Annotated in this window: 20 protein-coding genes; 16 read left to right on the plus strand and 4 right to left on the minus strand. The window is 63.8% G+C overall.

What is annotated here, in order from left to right:
- Nucleotides 1-31: 31 nt before the first annotated feature.
- The 3 genes from NKI52_RS13065 to NKI52_RS13075 form a co-directional block, all read right to left on the minus strand.
- Entirely contained in the window at nt 32-511 is a 480-nt protein-coding gene (locus NKI52_RS13065; protein WP_352455076.1) for a MarR family winged helix-turn-helix transcriptional regulator, read from the minus strand.
- Nucleotides 511-2,082, minus strand: a complete 1,572-nt coding sequence (locus tag NKI52_RS13070) for a phytoene desaturase family protein (RefSeq protein ID WP_352698185.1) — start codon at nt 2,080-2,082, stop codon at nt 511-513. Before NKI52_RS13070 ends, NKI52_RS13065 begins: the two co-directional genes overlap by 1 nt.
- Nucleotides 2,083-2,231: 149 nt before the next feature.
- On the minus strand, nt 2,232-3,023 hold the full coding sequence (locus NKI52_RS13075) for a cyclase family protein (protein WP_023676844.1): 792 nt from the start codon (nt 3,021-3,023) through the stop codon (nt 2,232-2,234).
- Nucleotides 3,024-3,140: 117 nt separating this feature from the next.
- On the opposite strand from NKI52_RS13075, the gene NKI52_RS13080 reads away from it, so the two are divergent.
- The 16 genes from NKI52_RS13080 (at nt 3,141) to NKI52_RS13155 (ending at nt 20,046) form a co-directional block, all read left to right on the plus strand.
- Nucleotides 3,141-4,715 (plus strand): phytoene desaturase family protein, encoded by a 1,575-nt coding sequence (locus NKI52_RS13080; protein ID WP_352698187.1) that lies wholly within the window; start codon nt 3,141-3,143, stop codon nt 4,713-4,715.
- A 107-nt stretch (nt 4,716-4,822) separates the two neighbouring features.
- A complete protein-coding gene (locus tag NKI52_RS13085; RefSeq protein ID WP_023676842.1) occupies nt 4,823-6,349 on the plus strand; it encodes an ABC transporter substrate-binding protein in 1,527 nt (508 codons plus the stop codon).
- A 64-nt stretch (nt 6,350-6,413) separates the two neighbouring features.
- Entirely contained in the window at nt 6,414-7,421 is a 1,008-nt protein-coding gene (locus NKI52_RS13090) for an ABC transporter permease (protein ID WP_023676841.1), read from the plus strand.
- Nucleotides 7,414-8,262 (plus strand): ABC transporter permease, encoded by an 849-nt coding sequence (locus tag NKI52_RS13095; protein WP_023676840.1) that lies wholly within the window; start codon nt 7,414-7,416, stop codon nt 8,260-8,262. The genes NKI52_RS13090 and NKI52_RS13095 overlap by 8 nt, the downstream gene beginning before the upstream one ends.
- Nucleotides 8,259-9,149, plus strand: a complete 891-nt coding sequence (locus NKI52_RS13100; protein WP_031211797.1) for an ABC transporter ATP-binding protein — start codon at nt 8,259-8,261, stop codon at nt 9,147-9,149. The genes NKI52_RS13095 and NKI52_RS13100 overlap by 4 nt, the downstream gene beginning before the upstream one ends.
- On the plus strand, nt 9,142-9,972 hold the full coding sequence (locus NKI52_RS13105) for an ATP-binding cassette domain-containing protein (protein WP_023676838.1): 831 nt from the start codon (nt 9,142-9,144) through the stop codon (nt 9,970-9,972). Before NKI52_RS13100 ends, NKI52_RS13105 begins: the two co-directional genes overlap by 8 nt.
- 80 nt (nt 9,973-10,052) lie before the next feature.
- Complete coding sequence (locus NKI52_RS13110; protein ID WP_023676837.1) at nt 10,053-10,652, plus strand: VOC family protein; 600 nt, start codon at nt 10,053-10,055, stop codon at nt 10,650-10,652.
- Between the two features lie 138 nt (nt 10,653-10,790).
- Entirely contained in the window at nt 10,791-13,085 is a 2,295-nt protein-coding gene (locus NKI52_RS13115) for a bifunctional salicylyl-CoA 5-hydroxylase/oxidoreductase (protein WP_352698189.1), read from the plus strand.
- Entirely contained in the window at nt 13,082-13,855 is a 774-nt protein-coding gene (locus NKI52_RS13120; RefSeq protein WP_352698191.1) for an SDR family NAD(P)-dependent oxidoreductase, read from the plus strand. Before NKI52_RS13115 ends, NKI52_RS13120 begins: the two co-directional genes overlap by 4 nt.
- Complete coding sequence (locus tag NKI52_RS13125; protein WP_352698193.1) at nt 13,849-14,319, plus strand: MarR family winged helix-turn-helix transcriptional regulator; 471 nt, start codon at nt 13,849-13,851, stop codon at nt 14,317-14,319. The genes NKI52_RS13120 and NKI52_RS13125 overlap by 7 nt, the downstream gene beginning before the upstream one ends.
- The gene (locus tag NKI52_RS13130) at nt 14,316-15,128 is read left to right on the plus strand and encodes an enoyl-CoA hydratase family protein (protein ID WP_023676833.1); all 813 of its coding nucleotides are present in this window, start codon (nt 14,316-14,318) and stop codon (nt 15,126-15,128) included. Before NKI52_RS13125 ends, NKI52_RS13130 begins: the two co-directional genes overlap by 4 nt.
- A 224-nt stretch (nt 15,129-15,352) precedes the next feature.
- Nucleotides 15,353-16,501 carry an acyl-CoA dehydrogenase family protein gene (locus NKI52_RS13135; protein WP_352698195.1) on the plus strand — a complete coding sequence of 383 codons (1,149 nt, stop codon included), beginning with the start codon at nt 15,353-15,355 and terminating at the stop codon, nt 16,499-16,501.
- A 72-nt stretch (nt 16,502-16,573) separates the two neighbouring features.
- On the plus strand, nt 16,574-16,969 hold the full coding sequence (locus NKI52_RS13140) for a RidA family protein (RefSeq protein WP_352680535.1): 396 nt from the start codon (nt 16,574-16,576) through the stop codon (nt 16,967-16,969).
- Between the two features lie 178 nt (nt 16,970-17,147).
- Nucleotides 17,148-17,939, plus strand: a complete 792-nt coding sequence (locus NKI52_RS13145) for an ABC transporter substrate-binding protein (RefSeq protein WP_352680536.1) — start codon at nt 17,148-17,150, stop codon at nt 17,937-17,939.
- 109 nt (nt 17,940-18,048) lie between these two features.
- Nucleotides 18,049-18,723 carry an amino acid ABC transporter permease gene (locus NKI52_RS13150; protein WP_292656040.1) on the plus strand — a complete coding sequence of 225 codons (675 nt, stop codon included), beginning with the start codon at nt 18,049-18,051 and terminating at the stop codon, nt 18,721-18,723.
- 30 nt (nt 18,724-18,753) lie between these two features.
- On the plus strand, nt 18,754-20,046 hold the full coding sequence (locus NKI52_RS13155; protein WP_352591261.1) for a cysteine desulfurase-like protein: 1,293 nt from the start codon (nt 18,754-18,756) through the stop codon (nt 20,044-20,046).
- Here the strand turns inward: NKI52_RS13155 and NKI52_RS13160 are convergent.
- The gene (locus NKI52_RS13160; protein ID WP_352698198.1) at nt 19,977-20,849 is read right to left on the minus strand and encodes an NAD(P)H-dependent oxidoreductase; all 873 of its coding nucleotides are present in this window, start codon (nt 20,847-20,849) and stop codon (nt 19,977-19,979) included. The two genes, NKI52_RS13155 and NKI52_RS13160, sit on opposite strands and share 70 nt — an antisense overlap.

Raw genomic sequence — 20,849 nt, forward strand, 5'->3', positions numbered from 1 at the left:
TCCGTTACCGCCCCGATGGCGGCGCGTAAGATCAGATGTCGTGCTTGCGAATGTTCTTCAGCATCTTCTGCAATGTCGCGATCAGCGCCGCGTATTCGGCATCGTCGACATCGTCGAACATTGCCTCGAAAGCGTCGTGCATGGCCGGCCAGGCGCGCGCGAACTCGGCGCGGCCATCGTCGGTCAGGAACACATGGCGGATACGGCTGTCGGTGACCCCCTGCTCGCGCCGCACAAACCCTTGCCCCTCCAGCGTGTCGAGCGTCCGGCTCAAGGTCGACTGCTCGATGACGGTATAGACCGAGAGATCGTTGACGGTGACGCCATCGGTGACCGACAACACGGCCAGCGTGCGCACCTGCGGAATGGTCAGGCCCTGCTTGCGGAAATTGTCACGCAAAGTGGCGTTGTAGCGGCCCATGATGCGGTTCATCAGATAGGGCGCGAATTGCTGCAGGCCGATCTGGCCCAAAGTCGAGATGCGCTGGCGCTTTTCAACCTTCTGTTCCATCACAGCCTCCCCGCCAGGAGAAAGCCGGAGCCGCCGCCCAAGCCAGCACCCGGATGGGTCGAGGCACCGATGTGGTAGAGACCCCTGACCCCGGTGGCGTGATTGCGGCTCGTCTTGAACGGCCGCCACAGAAACGACTGGTCGATAGCCGGGGAACCGCCATAGGGGTCGCCGCCGACCAGATTGATGTTCATCGCTTCCAGATCGGCCGGCGAACAGGCGCGGCGTGCGATGACGCTGTCCTTGAACCCATCGATATGGCTGGCGAGGATCGCTTCGGCGCGGTCGGCATAGGCTTCGCGCAGCGCCTCGGTCCAGCGACCGTCTGCCGGTGTTTGCAGTTTGCCGGCGGCATCGCCCTTGATATGCCGTGGCGCCTCGGGCAGTTGCAGCCACAGGACCGCCTTGCCGTCCGGGCAGCGCGATGGGTCGAGCGCGTGCGGCTGGCCGACGCACATGGTCGGCACCTCCGGCAGCATGCCGCGCACGGCTTCGTTGCAGGCCTTCGAGACGCCGTCGAGGCCCGGCGTCAGATGCAGCAGCGCGACCTTGTCCAGGCCCTCCCCGCGCCATGCCGGCGGCTTGTCCAAGGCATAGTGGATTTGGAAATTGCCCTTGCCGTAGCGGTATTTTTGCGCTGCCTCGACGTCTGCTTTCGGCGCCGCGTCGCCGAGCAGCCGCTCGTAGAGCTGGGTCGGCGTGACCGAGCAGATGACGCTCTTGTTCACGTTGATCGTTTCGCCCGAAGCCAGCCGCACGCCGGCGGCGCGGCCTCCGCTTTGGACAATAGCCGCGACGTCGGCGCCGGTGCGGATTTCGCCGCCACGTTCCCTGATCAGGGCTTCGAAGGCGGCCAGCAGATTCCTGGCACCGCCCTTGACGATCGGCGCGCCGGCCGCCTCAAGCGCGAAGGCGATGACCTTGGCGATCTGGCCGGAGAACACGTCCTCAGGCCCGAGGCCGGCATGCAGCACCCAGGGCGCCCACAGCGCGCGCATGGTTTCCGACTGGTAGGTGCTTTCCAGCCAACCGCGCGCCGGCACCAGCGCGCTGCCGAGAAAGGCGGCAAGGCCACGCGGGCCGCGCCGCCAGGCTTCACCCGCCAGCAGCCTGGCCGTCGGGTAGGACCACAGGCTGCCACCGAGCAGTCCGAACAGCAGACCGGCGTTGCGCTCGATCTCGCCGACATCGTTTGCGTGCCGGTCGCCGTCGCCCGCGGCAAGCGCATTGATCGCCGCTACATTGGCGATACGATCGGTGCGCAGGACGGCATGGCTGCCGTCCGGGCGCAGCACACCGGTCGGCGTGGAGGTGTTGCAAAACTCCAGGCCGTGCCGCGCCAGATCCTTGCCCAGCGCCGCATACGCCGGCGAGGTGATGAACAGGACAAAGGTCGTCGCCATCACGTCGTGGATGAAGCCGGGCGCGGTGATTTCTTCGGTTCGCATGCAGCCGCCGATGCGGTCGTTGCGCTCGAGCACCAGCACCTTCGCCCCCTTGCCGCCAAGCATCGCCGAGCAGACCAGCGCGTTGATGCCGCTGCCGACGACGATGTGATCGGGAGCGCTCATCGATGCGTGCTCCTAGCCGGCAGGAGTTCAATTGCAGAGATTGGCGCTCTACGGCGCCGTAGAGCCGCAGCTTTGCAAGGCTGCCGCTCCCACTCCGTCACCACAGTGCCATTTCCGCACATGATCTTCTCCCGAAGACCGCAGCTACCCTATTGCCTTGGCACCAACGCCAACGCGCGGATCGGACTGCCGGTGCCGTGCTCGATCTTGAGCGGTGCAGCGATCAGTATCGCGCCTTTCGGCGGCAGCCGGTCGAGGTTGCAGAGGCTGGCGAGGCCGTAGCGGTTAGCCTTGTGCATCAGGCTATGCGCCGGAAACGGCGGCTCCATTCCCCCTGCTTTTCCAGCATCCGTGCCGATCGTCTCGCTGCCCCAGCCCTTGATGTCCTTGCTAATCAGATACTGGATGGCTTCGGCGGTCGGGCCAGGCGTGTGCGGTCCGGTCTCATTGGCGTTGAGGAACTCGGCTTCCGAGCCGTTGCGCTTATACCAGTCGGTGCGCATCACCACCCACTCGCCGGGATTGATAGCGCCATGTTCGGCTTCCCATGCCTTGATGTGATCGACGGTGAGCAGGAAATCGTGATCGGCTGCCGCTTGCTTCGAACAGTCGATGACGTTGACCGGGCCGACGAAGTTCTGCGCCGGAATGGTGTCGGTGGCGCCGTCCGGATAATCCTTGCCGGTGATCCAGTGGTTGGGTGCGTCGAAATGGGTGCCCGAATGCTCGCCGAGCTTGAGCCAGTTCCACGCCCACCACGGGCCATTCTTGTCATAGGCGGAGATGGCGTGGATCTCGATCTTCGGCGTGTCGACCGCCAGTTCCGGCGGCAGCTTGATCAGTGGCGTGTTGGGCCCGAGCGGCGCCGTCAGGTCGACCACCTGGATGGCGCCTGAAAGCAGCTGGCCGGCGACTTCGCCTAGAAGTTGTTGTGTGTCCATGGTCTCTGTTCCCTCTTTCTCGATGGTGCTGAAGGCTCTCGCGGCCCTTAATATCCTACTAGACGAAAACATATGCATCTGCAATTATCTTTAAGCATAAAGCAAATGGGACGGGGCGTGAGCGAGTTCGACGCCATATTTGTCGGGGCAGGCCACAACAGTCTGGCATGCGCCGCGCATCTGGCGCTCAAAGGCTGGAAAACGGCAGTTTTCGAGCGTAATGCAACGATCGGCGGCGCCGTCCAGACGCGCGAATTGACGCTTCCGGGCTTCCGGCACGATTTCGGCGCGATGAATCTCAGCCTGTTCGCCGGCTCGGCCTTTCACAAGAAATATGCAAATGAATTGAAAACCCACGGGCTGGAATTCGTGCCGGTGGCCGACTGTTTTGCCAGCGCCTTCCCCGACGGTCGCTGGTTCGGCGTCAGCAGCGACCTGGAAAAGACCGTCTCGCGCATGGCCGCTTTTTCCGACGCGGACGCACAGACATGGCGCCGTCTGGTTGCGGCATTCCCGGCGGAGGCCGAGCATCTGTTCCGGCTGCTGGGCTCGCCGATGAGCGGCCGTGCGCTCGCCGGCACCGCCTGGAACCTCTGGCGCAAGAAGGGTTTTGCGGGCGCGCTCGATACTGGTCGGTTGCTGCTTTCGTCACCCCGCGCCTGGCTCGAGGAGACTTTCCAGTCACCGCATGTCAGGGCGACGCTCGCCACCTGGGGCATGCATCTCGACTTCGCCCCCGATATCGCCGGCGGCGCGGTGTTCCCTTACCTCGAATCCATGGCCAACCAGCGCTTCGGCATGGTGCTCGGCAGAGGCGGCGCCGACACCATTATCCGCGCTCTGTCGGGCATGCTCACGGCCGCCGACGGCAAGATCGTCACCGGGGCTGATGTCGCCGAGATCACGGTTTCGGCCGGCAAAGCGACCGGCGTGCGGCTCGCTTCCGGCGAGACCCACACAGCCACCAAGGCCGTCATCGCCGGTGTCGCGCCCAAGGCGCTGACCGGGAAACTGTTGCCTAACGGATCGGGCGACACCGGCTTCGACACGGCCGTGAAAAAATTCCGCCACGCGCCGGGGACGTTGATGATCCATCTGGCGCTCGACGATCTGCCGGACTGGCGCGCCGGCGCCGAGCTTCGGCAGTTCGCCTATGTGCACCTTTCGCCGTCGCTCGACGCCATGTCGCTGACCTACCAGCAGGTGATGGCAGGCATGCTGCCGGATGAACCGGTGCTGGTCGTCGGCCAGCCGACGGCCGTCGATCCCTCGCGCGCGCCGGACGGCAAGCACGTACTTTGGGTGCAGGTGCGCATGCTGCCAGCCGAGATTGCAGGCGATGCAGCGGGCACGATCGCGGCGGCTCACTGGGACGAGGCTAGGGAGCACTACGCCGAGCGCGTCCTCGACATTATCGAGCGCTATGCGCCCGGCCTTCGTCGGAAGATCCTCGGCCGCGCCGTGTTCTCGCCCATCGACCTCGAACGCGAGAACCCGAACCTTGTCGGCGGCGACCAGATCTGCGGCAGCCATCATCTGGCGCAGAATTTCCTGTTCCGGCCGGCGCGCGGTTACGCCGGCTGGAACACGCCGGTCGGCAATCTGCACCTGACCGGGGCGGCAACATGGCCCGGCGCCGGCACCGGGGCGGCGTCGGGCTACATGCTCGCGCAACAACTTGGCGGGAGGTAGGCTCCATTTTTCATCTAGGGTGAAGGAGGACAAGGCGCGGTTGCCCAAGGAGCCTGAACCCACCGATTGACAACGACACCGCGCATAAAAGCAACAGGGGAACGACCATGACAATCAACAGACGAGAATTGCTCGGATATGGCGCGGCCGCACTTGGCGCCACGGCGCTCGGCCTGCCGCAAATCGCCAAGGCTGCCGGCGAACTGACCATCGCCTACAATGTCAATTTGCCGTCCTGGGACCCGACCACCGGGCCTTCGGCGGTCAACCCGACCATCCAGGGTCTCTACCAGTCGGTGTTCGACCAGTTCATCCCGCAGAAGCCGGATCTTTCTTTCGCGCCCGGCCTGCTCACCGAATGGGGCTGGAACGAGGATCGCAGCAAGATCATGATGACGGTGCGCGAGGGCGTCACCTGGCATGACGGCTCGCCATTCACGGCCGAAGACGTGGTCTGGTCGCTGCAGCGGGCGGGCGATGAAAAGACCGGCAACCCGATCCAGTTCGTCTGGAAGAACGTCAACAACTTCAAGATCGACGGCAACAAGATCACCGGCGACGTCGTGCAATTCGACCCGGTGTATTTCAAGTGGATGTCGTTCCTGACCGGCTACATCATGCCGAAGGCCTATTACGAAAAGGTCGGCGCCGAGGGTTTTGAGAAAGCCCCGATCGGCACCGGGCCCTATATGGTCGACAAATTCGAGCGCAACGCCTTCCTGCGGCTCAAGGCCAACCCGAACTACTGGGGCGGCAAGCCGGCCTTCGAAAACGTAACCATCAAGTTCGTCACCGATGCGGCGAGCCGCGTCGCCGAGATCGAGTCCGGTTCCTCGCAGGTGACGCTGGAAATCCCCTATGAGGAATATGACCGCCTGATCGCCAAGGATGGACTTGCCGGCTCATGCAAGAACGTCTCCGACATCGGCATGATCTTCTTCAACGACATCGACGTGATGCTGGACAAGAACGTGCGCCAGGCGGCGGTGATGGCGGTCGACAAAAAGCTTTTGGTCGACCGGCTGCTGCGCGGTTACGGCCAGCCCATCGATACGCTGGAGACGCCGGAATACGAGGCCTACGATGCGTCGATCAAGGTGGAGCACAATCCGGACAAGGCCAAGGAACTGCTGGCCGCCTCCGGCTATTCGCCGGAAAAGCCGGTCAAGTTCACGATACAGACGACCAAGGGCTTCAAGCCCAAGGACTACGAGATGATCCAGGCGATCGTCGGCATGTGGCGCAAGGTCGGCATCGAGGCAACGATCGAGGTCTACGAGATCGCCAAGCACTACGAGCTGCGCGCCGCCGACAAGCTGGCGCCGGCGGCCTTCTACAATTGGGGCAATGCCATCGGCGATCCCACCACGTCGACCGGCTTTGCCATGTATGGCCCAAGCCCGCATTCGGTATGGGACAGCCAGGACCTGATCGACATGATCAATCCACTATGGGGCGAGAAGGACGAGGCCAAGCGCATTGCCGGCTGGAAGGCCGTCGACAAATACATCGCCGAACAGGCCTATGTGCTGCCGCTGATCCAGTATGCGCAGCCGATCGTGCATGCCAAGGGCGTCAATGTGGTGCAGCATGTGTCGGGCGCACTTCTGCCGGCGCTGATGAGCCCGGCCTGAGACAGTCTTCGGCTTGCCGCGCGCCGTCCGGAATGACGGCGCGCATTTTCCGCCACGGGCGACCATGCTGCTGCAAAGATTCCTGATCCGTCTTCTGACGATGGCGATCACGCTGTTCGGCGTGGCCGTCGTCGTCTTTATCGTCATCCGTGTCGCGCCGGGCGACCCGATCGCGATGATGCTGCCGCCCGGCGCGACCGATGCCGACATCGCTCGGCTGCGCGCGCTTTACGGGCTGGACAAGACCATCGTCCAGCAATTCTTCATCTGGCTGGCCGGTGTCGTCAGGGGCGATTTCGGCACGTCGATCTCACTGCGGCAGGACGTGCTTGGGCTGGTCTTCAATCGCCTCCCGGCCACGCTGGAACTCGCCATCGTCGCGCTTGTGATGGCGCTGGCGATCGGCGGCACGACGGCGATCCTCGGCGCGCGCGAACGCGGCACCGCGGTCGAAGCCGGCATCGACATTGCCAGCGGTGCGGCACTCTCGATTCCCGATTTCCTGTGGGGCCTGGTGCTGATCCTTCTGTTCGGCGTGCTGGTGCCTATCTTCGACATTTCTGGCCGGGTGTCGCCGCAGCTCGACCTGCCCTTCGCCACGCAATTCTATCTGTTCGAAAGCATCGTACGGCTGCGCTTCGACCTGACCAGGGACCTGCTGGCACACATGCTGATGCCGGCGATTGCGCTGGCGCTGCCACTGGCCGCGATCATCTCGCAGCTGCTGAAACAGTCGCTGAAGGAAGTGCTCGACCTCGACTACGTCGTGCTGGCGCGGGTAAAGGGCTTTTCGGAAACGCAGGTCATCCTGCGCGAGGCGCTGAAGAACGCGGCCCTGCCGACGCTGACGCTGGTCGGCGTGCAGTTCACCTTCCTGATCGGCGGCACGGTCATCGTCGAACGACTGTTTTCCTATGAAGGTCTCGGCAACATGGCGATCGATGCCGTCATCAACCGCGACCTGCCGCTGATCCAGGGCATCGTGCTGGTCTTCGCGCTGCTGTTTGTGCTGATCAACCTTGCCGTCGACATGATGTACGCCCTGCTCAATCCGAGGCTGCGCCATGGATGAGGCCCGCATTTCGAGACATGGCTCGCGGGCACGCCTGTGGCTGGCCGGCGGCTGGCTGCTGATTGCGCTGCTGGCCGCAATTTTTGCGCCGCTGGTCGCACCGCAGGACCCGCTGGCGCAGGATTTGATGCTGGAGCGCCTGCCGCCGTTCTGGCTCGATGGAGCCGAGCCCGGCTACTGGCTCGGCACCGATAGTCTCGGCCGCGATCTCCTGTCACGGCTGATCTTCGGTGCCCGCATCGCCTTCATCGTCGCCTTCGCGGCAGCCCTTGCCGCCTGCCTGGTCGGCTCGACGCTGGGGCTGATCGCCGGCTATTTCGGCGGCTGGGCCGACCGCATCATCTCGCGTATCGTCGATGTCTGGATGGCGTTTCCGCCGGTGCTGTTTGCCATCCTTCTGGTCGCCGTGCTCGGCACCGGCTTGAGCTCGGTTATCATTGCCATTGCCGTCATCGACTGGACGCGCTTCTGCCGGGTGATCCGCGCCGAGACGATGGGCCAGTCGCGCATGGACTATGTCGAGAATGCCCGCATCGCCGGCTACGGCCGCATCGGCATCATGCTGCGCGAAGTGCTGCCCAATGTGGTGCCGTCGATCGTCGCGCTGCTGTCGCTGGAGATGGGCATTGCCGTCATCGTCGAGGCGATCCTGTCCTTCGTCAATCTGTCGATCTCGACCGACGACCCAACCTGGGGCGGCATCATCGCCGAGGGCCGCCTGTCGATCCATCAGGCTTGGTGGGTGCTGGTGTTCCCGCTGGTCACGCTGATCCTGACGGTGCTGTCGTTCAGCCAGTTTGGCGAGGGCCTCAGGGCACGTTTCGATCCGGTGCTGCGATGAACGCGCTGGCGAAACCCTGCCTCGACATACGCAGCCTTAGCGCGGTGCTGCCTAATGGCTTGCGCGTGCTGCGCTCGGTGTCGCTCGCCGTCGAGCCCGGCGAGGTGCGTGCGCTGGTCGGCGAGAGCGGCGCCGGCAAGACGATGATCGGCAAGGCGGTGCTTGGCGTGCTGCCTTCGAGCGTGCGCATCGTCGAAGGCGACATGCTGCTTGAGGGCGAGGACCTCGGCAAACTGCAGGCCAAGGCAAGGCGCACGCTGATCGGCGCGCGCACGGCGCTGATCCCGCAAGACCCGCTGACCGCGCTCAACCCGTCACGCCGCATCGGCCCGCAGATGACCGACCGGCTGGTGCGCATCCTCGGCTGGAGCGGCGAGAAGGCCGATGCACGCATCCGCCAATTGCTGGACGAGGTGCAAATCCGCGAACCCGAGCGTGTCCTCAAATGCTATCCGCACGAGCTGTCCGGCGGCATGCGCCAGCGCGTGCTGATCGCCGCGGCGTTCGCAGCCGAACCAAGGCTGATCGTCGCCGACGAGCCAACCACGGCGCTCGACGTGACTGTGCAGAAGCAGATCCTGCGGCTGATCGCGCAACTGCAGCGCGAGCACGGCACGGCGATCCTGTTCGTTACCCATGATCTCGGCGTCGTCGCCAAGATCAGCCAGAAGGTCTCGGTGCTCTATGCTGGCAAGGTGGTCGAGGAGGCCGAAACGGCCGCTCTCTTCGCCGCTCCGCAGCACCCCTACACGCGAGCTCTGATGGCCGCGACGCCACGCTACACCGATCCCTTCGCCTCGCTGAAGCCGGTGGACGAGGCGGTGCTGGCCGGGCTTGCTTCGGAGATCGCCGCCGCCGATCAGGCCTGGAGGCGCCCGCATGGCTGAGCCGCTGTTTTCCGTGCGTGGGCTGAAGGTCGCGCTGCCCGACATGACGCGCAAGCCGCTGATCGGCCGCGCGCCCTTGGCCGAGATCCTGAAAGGGCTGGATTTCGACCTGCCAAAGGGATCGGTGACCGGCATCGTCGGCGAATCCGGCTCCGGCAAATCGACGCTTGGCCGCGCCTTAGTGCGGCTTCTGGAGCCGAGCGCCGGCAAGGTCATCTTCGACGGCCGCGACATCACGCATCTGGCTGAGGCCGAACTCCGGCCGCTGCGCCGCAATCTGCAGATGATCTTCCAGGACCCGATGTCGTCGCTTAACCCACGCCGCACCATCGCCAGCATCATCGCCGCACCACTCAAACAGAATGGCCTCGGCGACAATCTGAAAGCCCGAGTTGCTGAAGCGCTTCAGCGCGTCGGCCTGCCGCAAGGCTTCGCCAGCCGCTATCGTCATGAATTGTCGGGCGGCCAGCGCCAGCGCGTCGGCATTGCCCGAGCGCTGGCGCTGTCGCCGAAATTCGTGCTGGCCGACGAAATCGTCTCAGGCCTCGACGTGTCGACGCAGGCACAGATCCTGACGCTGCTGGAAAAGCTTGCAGCGGAGATGGGCCTGACCGTCGCCTTCATCAGCCATGACCTGTCGGTGATCCGGCGGCTCTGCCGGCAAGTGATCGTCATGCGCGAAGGCGCGATCGTCGAAGCCAGTGCGACGGATACTTTGTTCGAGAAGCCGCAGCAGGCTTACACGCGCGACCTCCTCGCCGCCATTCCGCTGCCCGAGATCGATGATGCCTGGCTGCTTCCCGCCGCAAAGGCGCCGGCATGAAACACAATCCTATTCGCACGCTAAAGAGCGGGCCTCAGGCGTGCACCCGGCAAAATGTCCCGCGATGGAGGATGACTGACATGAAGAATGCAATCCGCTACGCAGTGCTCACCGCCACCGTGCTGGGAGGCATCGGCACGGCTTACGCCAGTTCCATTCCCGGCATGCGTGGCCACGACCACACCGGCGTCACCGTCCCCGACATGGAGCAGGCGGTCGATTTCTTCACCGAGGTGGTTGGCTGCAAGAAGGCGATGTCGTTCGGCCCGTTCGCCGACGACAAGGGCACATTCATGCAGGATCTGCTGGGCGTCGATCCCAAGGCGGTGATTGAGGAGATCACCCTGGTCCGCTGCGGACACGGGTCGAACATCGAGCTGTTCAAATACACCGCGCCGGACCAGAAGGACCTGACGCCTCGCAACAGCGACATAGGCGGCTTCCATATCGCCTTCTATGTCGACGACATCGCCGCCGCAAAAGCCTATCTTGACGGCAAGGGCGTCAAGACGCGGATGGGACCGCTGCCGGTTACCGAAGGCCCGGCGGCCGGCCAGACCATCCTCTACTTCCAGGCGCCCTGGGGCTTGCAGTTGGAAGCGATCAGCTATCCCAATGGCATGGCCTATGAAAAAGATGCGGAGACGGTGCTGTGGAGCCCGAAGAACCCGGAAAAATAGCCCGGGGCGTCCCTGGCCTGCGCAACTGCCGGCAAGCTGGGTTTCTGGGGCGGATTGTTTCAATCCTGAAACTTCAAGCTTGAATTAATCCGTCTCAGGCGTAAACTCGACAAACAGAAGCGAAGAGGAGATCGCACGATGAAAGTTGCGGTTCTCGGCGGCGGACCAGCCGGGCTCTACTTTGCAATCTCGCTGAAGCTCAGGGATGCCGCGCATGAGGTCACGGTGTTCGAGCGCAACCGTGCCGATGATACGTTTGGCTGGGGCGTCGTGCTGTCGGCGGAAACGCTGGAGAACCTGACCAAAAACGACCCGGTCAGCGCCGTCTGGATCCGCAAGCATTTCGCCTATTGGGACGATATCGCCGTCATCCATGACGGCGTGCGCACGGTCTCGACCGGTCACGGCTTTTGCGGCATTGGCCGCAAGCGGCTGCTCACGTTGCTGCAGCGGCGGGCGCGCGAACTCGGCGTCAAGCTGGTCTTCGAAACCGACATCGCCGATCCCAAGCCATATATGGAGAGGCACGACCTGGTTGTCGCCGCCGACGGGTTGAACTCGAAAGCGCGGAGCGCCTTCGTCGACGTGTTCAAGCCCGATATCGACATTCGTAGATGCAAGTTCGTCTGGCTCGGCACCCACCAGAAATTCGACGACGCCTTCACCTTCGTCTTCGAAAAGACCGAGCATGGCTGGGTGTGGGCGCATGCCTACCAGTTCGACAGCGATACCGCGACCTTCATCGTCGAATGCAGCGAGCAGACCTGGCAGCGCTTCGGCTTCGGCGCGATGTCGCAGCAGGAATCGATTGCCGTCTGCGAGCGCATCTTTGCCCGTCATCTCGGCGGCCACGCGCTGATGACCAACGCCAATTATATCCGCGGCTCGGCGTGGATCAATTTCCCGCGCGTCTTGTGCGAACGCTGGTCCTACAAGAACCTGGCGCTGATGGGCGACGCGGCGGCGAGCGCGCATTTCTCGATCGGTTCCGGCACCAAGCTGGCGCTGGAAAGCGCGGTGGCGCTGGCCGACTATCTCGAGTCCGAGCCAGACCTCGAGGCCGCCTTTAGCAAATATGAGGACGCCCGCCGCACCGAAGTGCTGAAGCTGCAGTCGGCGGCGCGCAATTCGCTCGAATGGTTCGAGGAGGTCGAGCGCTATCTCGGCCTCGATCCGGTGCAGTTCAACTATTCGCTGCTGACGCGTTCGCAACGCATCAGTCACGAGAATTTGCGGCTGCGCGATGCCGAATGGCTGGCCGGCGCCGAGGAGTGGTTCCAGCGCCAGGCCGGCGCCGGGGGCAACAATCTGCGTCGCGCGCCGATGTTCGCGCCGTTCCGGCTGCGCGGCATGGCGCTGCAGAACCGCGTCGTCGTCTCGCCGATGGCGCAGTACAAAGCGGTCGACGGCTGTCCGACCGATTGGCATTTCGCCCATTACGCCGAACGGGCCAAGGGCGGCGCCGGTCTCCTCTACATCGAGATGACGTGCGTCAGCGCGGAGGGCCGCATCACGCCTGGCTGCCCTGGTTTCTATGCGCCCGAGCATGAGGTCGCCTGGAAGCGGCTGGTCGAGTTCGTCCATGCCGAAACCGAGGCCAAGATCTGCGCCCAGATCGGCCATTCCGGTGCCAAGGGGTCGACCAGGCTCGGCTGGCAGGGAACCGACGTGCCGCTGCCCTCAGGCAATTGGCCCGTCATGGCAGCGTCTTCCGTGCCGTGGTCGCGGGAAAACCAGGTGCCGAAGGCGATGGACCGCGCCGACATGGATATGGTGCGCGACCAGTTTGTCGCTTCGGCCGAGATGGCGGCGCGCTGCGGCTTCGACATGCTCGAAATCCACGCCGCGCACGGCTATCTCCTGTCCTCCTTCATCACGCCCTTGACCAACCGGCGCACCGACTCCTATGGCGGCTCGCTGGAAAACCGCATGCGCTACCCCTTGGAAATCTTTCATGCGGTGCGCGCCGCGTGGCCGGCCGAGAAGCCGATCTCGATGCGCATCTCCGCCAATGACTGGCTGGGCATCGAAGGCGTGACGCCGGCCGATGCCGTAGAGATCGCGCGGCTGCTGCATGAGGCCGGCGTAGACATCTGCGACGTATCGGCCGGCCAGACTTCGGCCGTGGCAAGACCGGTCTATGGCCGCATGTTCCAGACGCCGTTTTCCGATCGCATCCGCAACGAGGTCGGCATGGCGACGATGGCGGTCGGCAATATCTATGAGCCGGACCACGTCAACTCGATCCTGATGGCGGGCCGCGCCGATCTCGTCGCACTGGCTAGGCCGCATCTTGCCGATCCGTATTGGACGCTGCACGCGGCCGTCATGCTTGGCGATCGCGGCGTCAAATGGCCGGATCCCTATCTGCCCGGCCGCGACCAGCTCTACCGGCTGGCCGAACGCGAAGCGGCAGCGGGGTTGAAAGTATGAGTGCCGCGGCGACGATTTCGGGGCGTCATGCGCTGGTCACCGGCGGCGGCTCCGGCGTCGGCCGCGCGATCGCGCTGGCGCTGGCCGGCGCGGGCGTTGACGTGACCATCTGCGGCCGGCGCGTGGAGCCGCTTGCCGAGGTCGCCGCGGAGAACAAGTCCATCTTCGCCATTGCCGCCGACGTCACCGACGAGACGTCGATGGCGTCGCTCTACGAGGCCGCGGAAGCGGCACGCGGAGCGTTCGACATCGTCGTTGCCAATGCCGGCATGTCCGGCAGTGCCCCGGCGCAGCGGACCTCGCTGGCAGACTGGCAGCGCACGCTCGACGTCAACTTGACCGGTACGTTCCTGACGGTGAAGCCGGCGTTGGCCGGCATGGCAGTGCGCAAGACTGGCCGTATCATCTTCGTCGCTTCCACCGCCGGACTGAAAGGCTATCCCTATGTCGCAGCTTACGTTGCCGCCAAGCATGGCGTCGTCGGCCTGATGCGGGCACTCGCCGTCGAGACCGCCAAGTCCGGCATAACAGTGAATGCCGTGTGCCCAGGGTTTGTCGAAACCGAGATGCTGGAGAGCACCGTCCAGCGCATCGTCCAAACGACCGGCCGCTCGTCCGAGCAGGCACGGACAAGCCTAGCCGCGACCAACCCGCAAGGCCGCTTCATCCAGCCGGAAGAAATTGCGGCCGCGGTACTTTATCTGTGTGGCGACGCCGCCCGGTCGATTACCGGGCAGACGATTTCGATCTCCGGAGGTGGGACATGGTAGCCGGTCCCCTGCCCGCCCCGTCCGGACCCGGCAAGGACCGCCTGCGGCTGTGGATACGCCTGCTGCGCGCCTCGCGCACCATCGAGGCCGAGCTGCGCGAACGACTGCGGCAAGAGTTCAACACAACGCTGCCACGCTTCGACGTGATGGCCGCGCTCTACCGCGCGCCGGAGGGCATGCTGATGAGCGATCTTTCGCGCTTCCTGCTGGTGTCCAACGGCAATGTCACCGGCATCATCGACCGGCTGGTCTCGGAAGGGTTGGTGATGCGGGCCCGACGCAATGGCGACCGCCGCACCTCGATGGTGCGGCTGACGGAAGAGGGATCGAAGATTTTCGCCGTGATCGCCGCCGCGCATGAAAAATGGGTCGGCGAGTTGCTGGGCGATGTGAGCGAGGATGAGGCGCGCCGGCTGACCGGCATGCTGACCTCCTTCCGCAGCAATTGGGAGGGACGGGAATGACGAAGCTGGCCGGCCGCAAGCCGAAGCATTTCCTCTGGCAGGTCGAAGGCAAGATCGCAAAGATCCGGCTCGATCGACCGGAGCGCAAGAACCCGCTGACCTTCGACAGCTATGCCGAATTGCGCGACATATTTCGCGACCTTGTCTACGCCGATGATGTCGATGCTGTGGTGGTCCTGCCCAATGGCGGCAATTTCTGCTCGGGCGGCGATGTCCACGAAATCATCGGCCCACTGGTCAAGATGGACATGAAGGCGCTGCTCGCCTTCACCCGCATGACGGGCGATTTCGTCAAGGCGATGCTGAATTGCGGCAAGCCGATTATTGCGGCGGTCGATGGCGTGGCGGTCGGCGCCGGCGCGATTATCGCCATGGCCTCCGATATCCGCATCGCCACGCCCCAGGCCAAGACAGCATTCCTGTTCACCCGCGTCGGCCTTGCCGGCTGCGACATGGGGGCCTGCGCGATCCTGCCGCGCATCATTGGCCAGGGCCGCGCCGCCGAGCTGCTCTATACCGGCCGCACGATGAGTGCCGAGGAAGGCGAGCGCTGGGGCTTCTACAACCGGCTGGTCGATACCGCAACGCTTGAGGCCGACGCGCTCGACATGGCCGCGCGCATCGTTTCCGGCCCGACCTTCGCCCATGGCATGACCAAGACGCAGCTGAACCAGGAATGGTCGATGGGTCTCGACCAGGCGATCGAAGCGGAAGCGCAGGCGCAGGCGATCTGCATGCAGACCCGCGATTTCGAGCGGGCGTACACGGCTTTCGTGGCTAAGGAGAAGCCGGTGTTCGAGGGAAATTGAGATGATCGCTTCCACGCTGGCGGGACAGCACCCCCCTCTGGCCTGCCGGCCATCTCCCCCTCAAGGGGGGAGATTGGATATCAGGCCCGCTTTCGCCAATCTCCAACATCGCAGGGAGAGCCGTGGCAGCGAAGCCGCCAATCTCCCCCCTAGAGGGGGAGATGTCCAGCAGGACAGAGGGAGGCGCCGTGGAGCGCCAGGGCCGGAGAATTGTGGAGGCAGCAATGCCTGACCGTTCCTTCCTCTCCTGGCCGTTCTTCGAGGATCGCCACCGCGATCTGGCGGAGCGGCTGGAGGCATGGTGCGCCAAGAACCTGCCGGTCGCGCATGACGATGTCGACGCGGCCTGCCGCGAGCTGGTGGCCAAGCTCGGCCAGGACGGCTGGCTGAAGCCGACGGCGCTCGATGTGGACAATCCGGGACCGCTCGACGTGCGCACGCTCTGCCTCACGCGCGAAACGCTGGCCCGGCATGACGGGCTGGCCGATTTCGCCTTCGCGATGCAAGGGCTCGGCACCGGCGCACTCAGCCTGTTCGGCACGCCCGACCAGCAGCACTGGCTGGCTAAGACACGGGCCGGCAAGGCGATTTCGGCTTTCGCACTGTCGGAGCCGCGCTCGGGCTCGGACGTTGCCAATATGGAAATGACGGCTACACGTGACGGTGACAGCTATCTCTTGTCCGGCGAAAAGACCTGGATCTCCAACGGCGGTATCGCTGACTTTTATGCTGTCTTTGCCCGCACCGGCGAAGCGCCGGGCGCCAAGGGGCTTTCCGCCTTTGTCGTGCCTTCCGAAACCGAGGGGCTGATCGTTGCCGAGCGGCTGGAGGTGATCGCGCCGCACCCGCTCGCCCGGCTGTCCTTCGACAATGCACGCATTCCAGCCTCGGCGCTGATCGGCAAACCCGGTGACGGTTTTCGCATCGCCATGTCCGTGCTCGACGTGTTCCGTTCGACCGTCGGCGCAGCGGCGCTCGGCTTTGCCCGGCGCGCGCTGGACGAAAGCATCACAAGAGTGGCCGAGCGCAGGCTGTTCGATGCGCCGATGGCCGAGCTGCAGATGGTGCAGGGCCACATCGCCGAGATGGCGTTGGATGTCGATGCCGCCGCGTTGCTGGTCTATCGTGCCGCCTGGACCAAGGACATGGGCGCGGCTCGGGTTACCCGCGAAGCCGCCATGGCCAAGCTGTTCGCTACCGACAAAGCGCAGGAGGTGATCGACAAGGCTGTGCAGCTGCATGGCGGCGACGGCGTCCGCAAGGGCCATATCGTCGAAAGCCTGTATCGCGAGATCCGGGCGCTGCGCATCTACGAGGGAGCGTCCGACGTGCAGAAGGTGGTGATTGCACGGCAAGTGATGGGAGCGGCCTGAGACAGGAGTTTGCGTGAAAATTATTGTCTTCGAGTTTTGAGCGACCGGATTTGAGCATTGGGAGGTTTTGACATGCACACCATCCTGCAGCCGGAAGGCTGGGCGAAACCCGTCGGCTATGCCAATGGCGTCGCCGCGCGTGGGCAGCTTGTCTTCGTCGGCGGGCAGGTCGGCTGGAACGGACAGGGCCGCTTCGAGACCGATGATCTTGTCGGCCAGGTGCGGCAGACGCTGGCCAATATTGTTGCTGTGCTCGCCGAGGCCGACGCCAAGCCGGAACATATCACCTCGATGACCTGGTACTTTACCGACAAGGCGGAATATTTGGCCAATCTCAAGGGGATCGGAGAGGCCTATCGCGAGGTGATCGGCCGGCATTTTCCGGCGATGGCCGCCATGCAGGTGATGGCGCTGGTCGAGGATCGCGCCAAGGTTGAGATCCAGGCCACGGCGGTTATTCCGGAGTGACGGCAACACGTGGCAATTTTTTAAGCTTAAAACTTTCGCCTTGAAAAGCGCGGTACTTTGGATAGCATCCAATGTCTTGCGACTGCCGTGCCGGGAGGGCTTTCCGGCAGTCCCGTCACTTGGCGCATCAAAACCGTGCGGGGCCAAACCCGTCCGATCACAACCAGAGGGAACGAAAATGAACTTCACCCGTCGCAACCTGCTGCTTCTTGCTGCTGCCATCGGCATCGCCGGCGGCCCGGCCTACGCCGAAGGCGCGCTGAATGTCGGCGCCTATCCGACCAATCCGCCTTTTGAATACAAGAACGAGAGCGGCACGTTCGAGGGTTTCGAAGTCGACATCATCAATGAGGCGGCAAAGCGTATCGGCATGACCACTGATATCGCCGATCTCGGTTTCCAGGCGCTGTTCGCCGCCACCACCTCGAAGCGCATCGACGTCGCCATCTCGTCGATCACCATCACGCCGGAGCGGCTGAAGTCTCAGTCGTTCACGCAGCCCTACTATGATTCCGACATGGGCATCGCCGCGAAGGCCGACAGCCCGATCAAGGCCGAGGCCGACCTCAAGGGCAAGATCGTCGGCGTGCTGTCCGGCTCGACCGGCGAAGCCTGGGTCAAGGCCCACCAGGAAGCGGACGGGTTCAGTGACGTCAAGGGCTACGACACGCAGCAGAATTTGCTGCTCGATCTCAGCTCCGGCCGCGTCGATGCGGCGGTCAGCGATATTCCGGGCCTGGAATATTCTTTCACCAGGATGAAGGATCTCGCCGTAAAAGAGCGCATCAAGACCGGCGAGCAGTACGGTCTGATGATGACCAAGGACCACCCGCTGCTCGGCAAGCTGAACGACGCGCTGACCGCGATGAAGAAGGACGGCACGCTGGCCGCGATCCACAAGAAGTGGTTCGGCAGCGACGCACCTGCCGATTCCTCGACCGTCAAGGAAATGCCTATGCCGAAGGCCTGAGCGGCAGTTCGCGCTTAAATGTCGTGCCGGCTTTCGATGCCGGCACGATTTCGGATTTCGGGCTCGGGCTCGAGCGTCGCGGGACGCCAAACGTTTCGGAAATGCTGCGATGTCGCTGCTGGACACCTTCTTCAACGCCGACGTCATGGTCTCCAGCCTGCCGGCGCTGCTGCGCGGTTTCCTGAACACCCTGCTGCTCGGAATCATGAGCATCGGCATCGGTATTCCCGTCGGCCTCGCGATCAGCCTGGTGCGGCTCTATGCGCCAAAGCCGCTTCGGCTGCTGGCTGTCGGCTACATTGACATTTTCCGGGCGATGCCGGTGCTGGTCGTGCTGATCCTGATCTACTATGCGCTGCCGTTCCTCGGCATTCGCCTGTCATCGTGGACGTCCGCGGTGATGGCCTTCGCCATCATCATGGCGGCCTATTCGGCCGAGGTGTTCCGCTCCGGTATAGAGAGCATTCCGCGCGGCCAGTTCGAGGCGGCGCAGGCGCTCGGCCTGCCGTTCTTGCTGACCTTGCGCAAGGTAGTGCTGCCGCAGGCGATCCGCGTCGTAATTCCGCCAATGACCAGCAATTGCGTTTCGATGTTCAAGGATACTTCGCTCGCTTCCACCGTGGCGCTGCCCGAACTGCTGAAGGAAGCGACCAACGCGCAATCGCTCTATGCCAATCCTTCACCGCTAATCGGCGCGGCGCTGGTCTATCTGATCTTTCTCTGGCCGATGGTCCGTCTCGTCAGCCTCCTTGAACGCCGCTTTCAAACCGAAAAGACCCGCTGAATCTGTCAGCGCACTTCGCAGGAGACGATCTTGAACCAGCATCAGATTTCGAAAACCGGCGATGCCGCAGCTTTCCCGGTCGAGACGATCCGCGCCATGTTTCCCGCCTTGCAGCAAGCCGGGGACTTCGTCTTTATGGACAATGCCGCCGGCGCGCAGATCCCGCAAAGCGTGCTCGATGCGGTCACCAACCATTTGGTCGCGCATAATGTGCAGCGCGGCGGCCGCTATGGCCGCAGCGTCACCGTCGACCAAGCCGTCGCCGGCGCTCGCGAAAGCGTGGCCTTGCTGATCAACGCCACCAACCCGGCGGAGATCTGCTTCGGCATGAACGCCACTTCGTTCATCCGCCTGGTCAGCCTCGGCATCGGCCAGATGCTTTCCGAGCGCCCAAACGGGGAGCGTGACGAGATCGTCATCACCGACATGGATCACGACGCCAATATCGCGACCTGGCTGGCGCTGGCGCCCGCCGGCGCCAAGTTCAAATGGTGGCGGATGCGCGAGGACGGCAATCTGCATGTCGACGATTTGCGCCCGCTGGTCTCAGAGCGCACCCGGCTCGTCGCCTGCACGGTAACGGCGCATTCGATCGGCTCGATTGTCGACGTTGCCTCCGTGGCTGGGATTGCGCATGCGGCAGGCGCCGAAGTGTTCCTCGACTGCGTGCATTACGGGCCGCACGGGCTGATCGATGTGCAGGCCTGGGATTGCGATTATCTGGTCTGCTCCGGCTACAAGAATTTCTCGCCACATATGGGCTTCCTGTGGGGCCGCTTCGAAACACTGAAGCGCTTGCCGACCTTCCGCGAGGATTTCATCCCCGACGAGCCGCCCCATAAAATCGAAGCCGGCACGTTCATCTACGAGAACGTCTCCGGCATGGATGCCGCGGTGCGCTACCTCGAATCGATCGGCCGCAATTTCTTGTCCGAGAATAACCAATCGCGCCGCGACAACATCGTCGCCGGCATGAATGCCATCCGCGACTACGAACAGGTGCTGGCGCGCGAAATGCTGGCGGTGCTCAAAGATTGCGGCGCGACGATCTACGGCGTGGCCGAAGAGGCACGCCTCAGCGAACGCGTGCCGACCTTCTGCTTCAATGTCGGCACGCTGTCGCCACAGAGGATCGTCGAGGAAATGGCCGAGATGCAGATCGGCATTCGCGACGGCCACATGTATGCGCCGCGTCTGATGAAGCGGCTCAACCTCAGCATGGACAGCGGCGCCGTGCGCGCCTCGCTGGTGCATTACAATACGATCGAGGAAGTCCGGCGCTTCGGCGAGGCGCTGCGCACCATCATCGCCCGGCTGTCCTGATCGGACTGGGCGGCGGCGCCGGCGCGATCCTCGTGAAGCGCAAAGGCGATCGCACCCGGGTTCTCCAAGCCGGGGCGCAATTGCATGCTTGGGATCAAGTAATCGCCGCCATTCTGCTGCCGATAACGAATGGGCCGCATTGTCTCGAGCGTTCGCATCCTTTCGCGCAGTCGCTCCGCGACAGGCTCGAAATCCGCCTCCCCGAAACGGTCCACCCTGTAAACCACGAACGGCGGAAGCACGTCGTAGCCCGGATAGTATAGAATCCCGTGATTGATCGGGAACAGCAGGTCGTCGATCGGGCCGTTGACGCCGCGGGCGGAATAATGCTCCTCCCAGCCGCCGGTGGTCACGATCAGCATTGCGCGCTTGCCGGCGAGCGTTCCCTCACCAAAGCGGTCACCCCACCGCTTGTCGCTGTGCTCGCCAACGCCATAGGCGAAGCCGTAGGCATACACGCGATCGACCCAGCCCTTGAGGATCGCCGGCATGGCGTACCACCACAGCGGGAACTGGAGGATCAGGGTGTCGGCCCATAGCAGCTTGTCGATCTCGGCTTTGACGTCATCGGTCAGAGTGTTGGTCGCAAAAGCCTTTTTGGAGGCGCCGGCCGGCAGGAAGCGTGCTTCCGGCGGCCACGACGGAAAGTCGGCACGGTCCACCTCGGCTTTCCAGCCGTCGGCGTAGAGGTCCGACACCCGCACCTCGTGGCCCTGGGCCTCGAGTTCCCTGATGGCGACGTCACGCAGCGCACCGTTGAGCGAACGCGGTTCAGGATGAGCAAAAACAAGCAGGACTTTCAT

Origin of the sequence: Mesorhizobium sp. M0590 (genome assembly GCF_040320905.1) — a bacterium.
Taxonomy (GTDB): domain Bacteria; phylum Pseudomonadota; class Alphaproteobacteria; order Rhizobiales; family Rhizobiaceae; genus Mesorhizobium.

Bases quoted from the DNA above. Each gene is read 5' to 3' on its own strand.
- NKI52_RS13065 (WP_352455076.1), bottom strand. From the start codon at position 511: ATGGAACAGAAGGTTGAAAAGCGCCAGCGCATCTCGACTTTGGGCCAG.
- NKI52_RS13070 (WP_352698185.1), bottom strand. From the start codon at position 2,082: ATGAGCGCTCCCGATCACATCGTCGTCGGCAGCGGCATCAACGCGCTG.
- NKI52_RS13075 (WP_023676844.1), bottom strand. From the start codon at position 3,023: ATGGACACACAACAACTTCTAGGCGAAGTCGCCGGCCAGCTGCTTTCA.
- NKI52_RS13085 (WP_023676842.1), top strand. From the start codon at position 4,823: ATGACAATCAACAGACGAGAATTGCTCGGATATGGCGCGGCCGCACTT.
- NKI52_RS13090 (WP_023676841.1), top strand. From the start codon at position 6,414: ATGCTGCTGCAAAGATTCCTGATCCGTCTTCTGACGATGGCGATCACG.
- NKI52_RS13095 (WP_023676840.1), top strand. From the start codon at position 7,414: ATGGATGAGGCCCGCATTTCGAGACATGGCTCGCGGGCACGCCTGTGG.
- NKI52_RS13100 (WP_031211797.1), top strand. From the start codon at position 8,259: ATGAACGCGCTGGCGAAACCCTGCCTCGACATACGCAGCCTTAGCGCG.
- NKI52_RS13105 (WP_023676838.1), top strand. From the start codon at position 9,142: ATGGCTGAGCCGCTGTTTTCCGTGCGTGGGCTGAAGGTCGCGCTGCCC.
- NKI52_RS13110 (WP_023676837.1), top strand. From the start codon at position 10,053: ATGAAGAATGCAATCCGCTACGCAGTGCTCACCGCCACCGTGCTGGGA.
- NKI52_RS13115 (WP_352698189.1), top strand. From the start codon at position 10,791: ATGAAAGTTGCGGTTCTCGGCGGCGGACCAGCCGGGCTCTACTTTGCA.
- NKI52_RS13120 (WP_352698191.1), top strand. From the start codon at position 13,082: ATGAGTGCCGCGGCGACGATTTCGGGGCGTCATGCGCTGGTCACCGGC.
- NKI52_RS13125 (WP_352698193.1), top strand. From the start codon at position 13,849: ATGGTAGCCGGTCCCCTGCCCGCCCCGTCCGGACCCGGCAAGGACCGC.
- NKI52_RS13130 (WP_023676833.1), top strand. From the start codon at position 14,316: ATGACGAAGCTGGCCGGCCGCAAGCCGAAGCATTTCCTCTGGCAGGTC.
- NKI52_RS13135 (WP_352698195.1), top strand. From the start codon at position 15,353: ATGCCTGACCGTTCCTTCCTCTCCTGGCCGTTCTTCGAGGATCGCCAC.
- NKI52_RS13140 (WP_352680535.1), top strand. From the start codon at position 16,574: ATGCACACCATCCTGCAGCCGGAAGGCTGGGCGAAACCCGTCGGCTAT.
- NKI52_RS13145 (WP_352680536.1), top strand. From the start codon at position 17,148: ATGAACTTCACCCGTCGCAACCTGCTGCTTCTTGCTGCTGCCATCGGC.
- NKI52_RS13150 (WP_292656040.1), top strand. From the start codon at position 18,049: ATGTCGCTGCTGGACACCTTCTTCAACGCCGACGTCATGGTCTCCAGC.
- NKI52_RS13160 (WP_352698198.1), bottom strand. From the start codon at position 20,849: ATGAAAGTCCTGCTTGTTTTTGCTCATCCTGAACCGCGTTCGCTCAAC.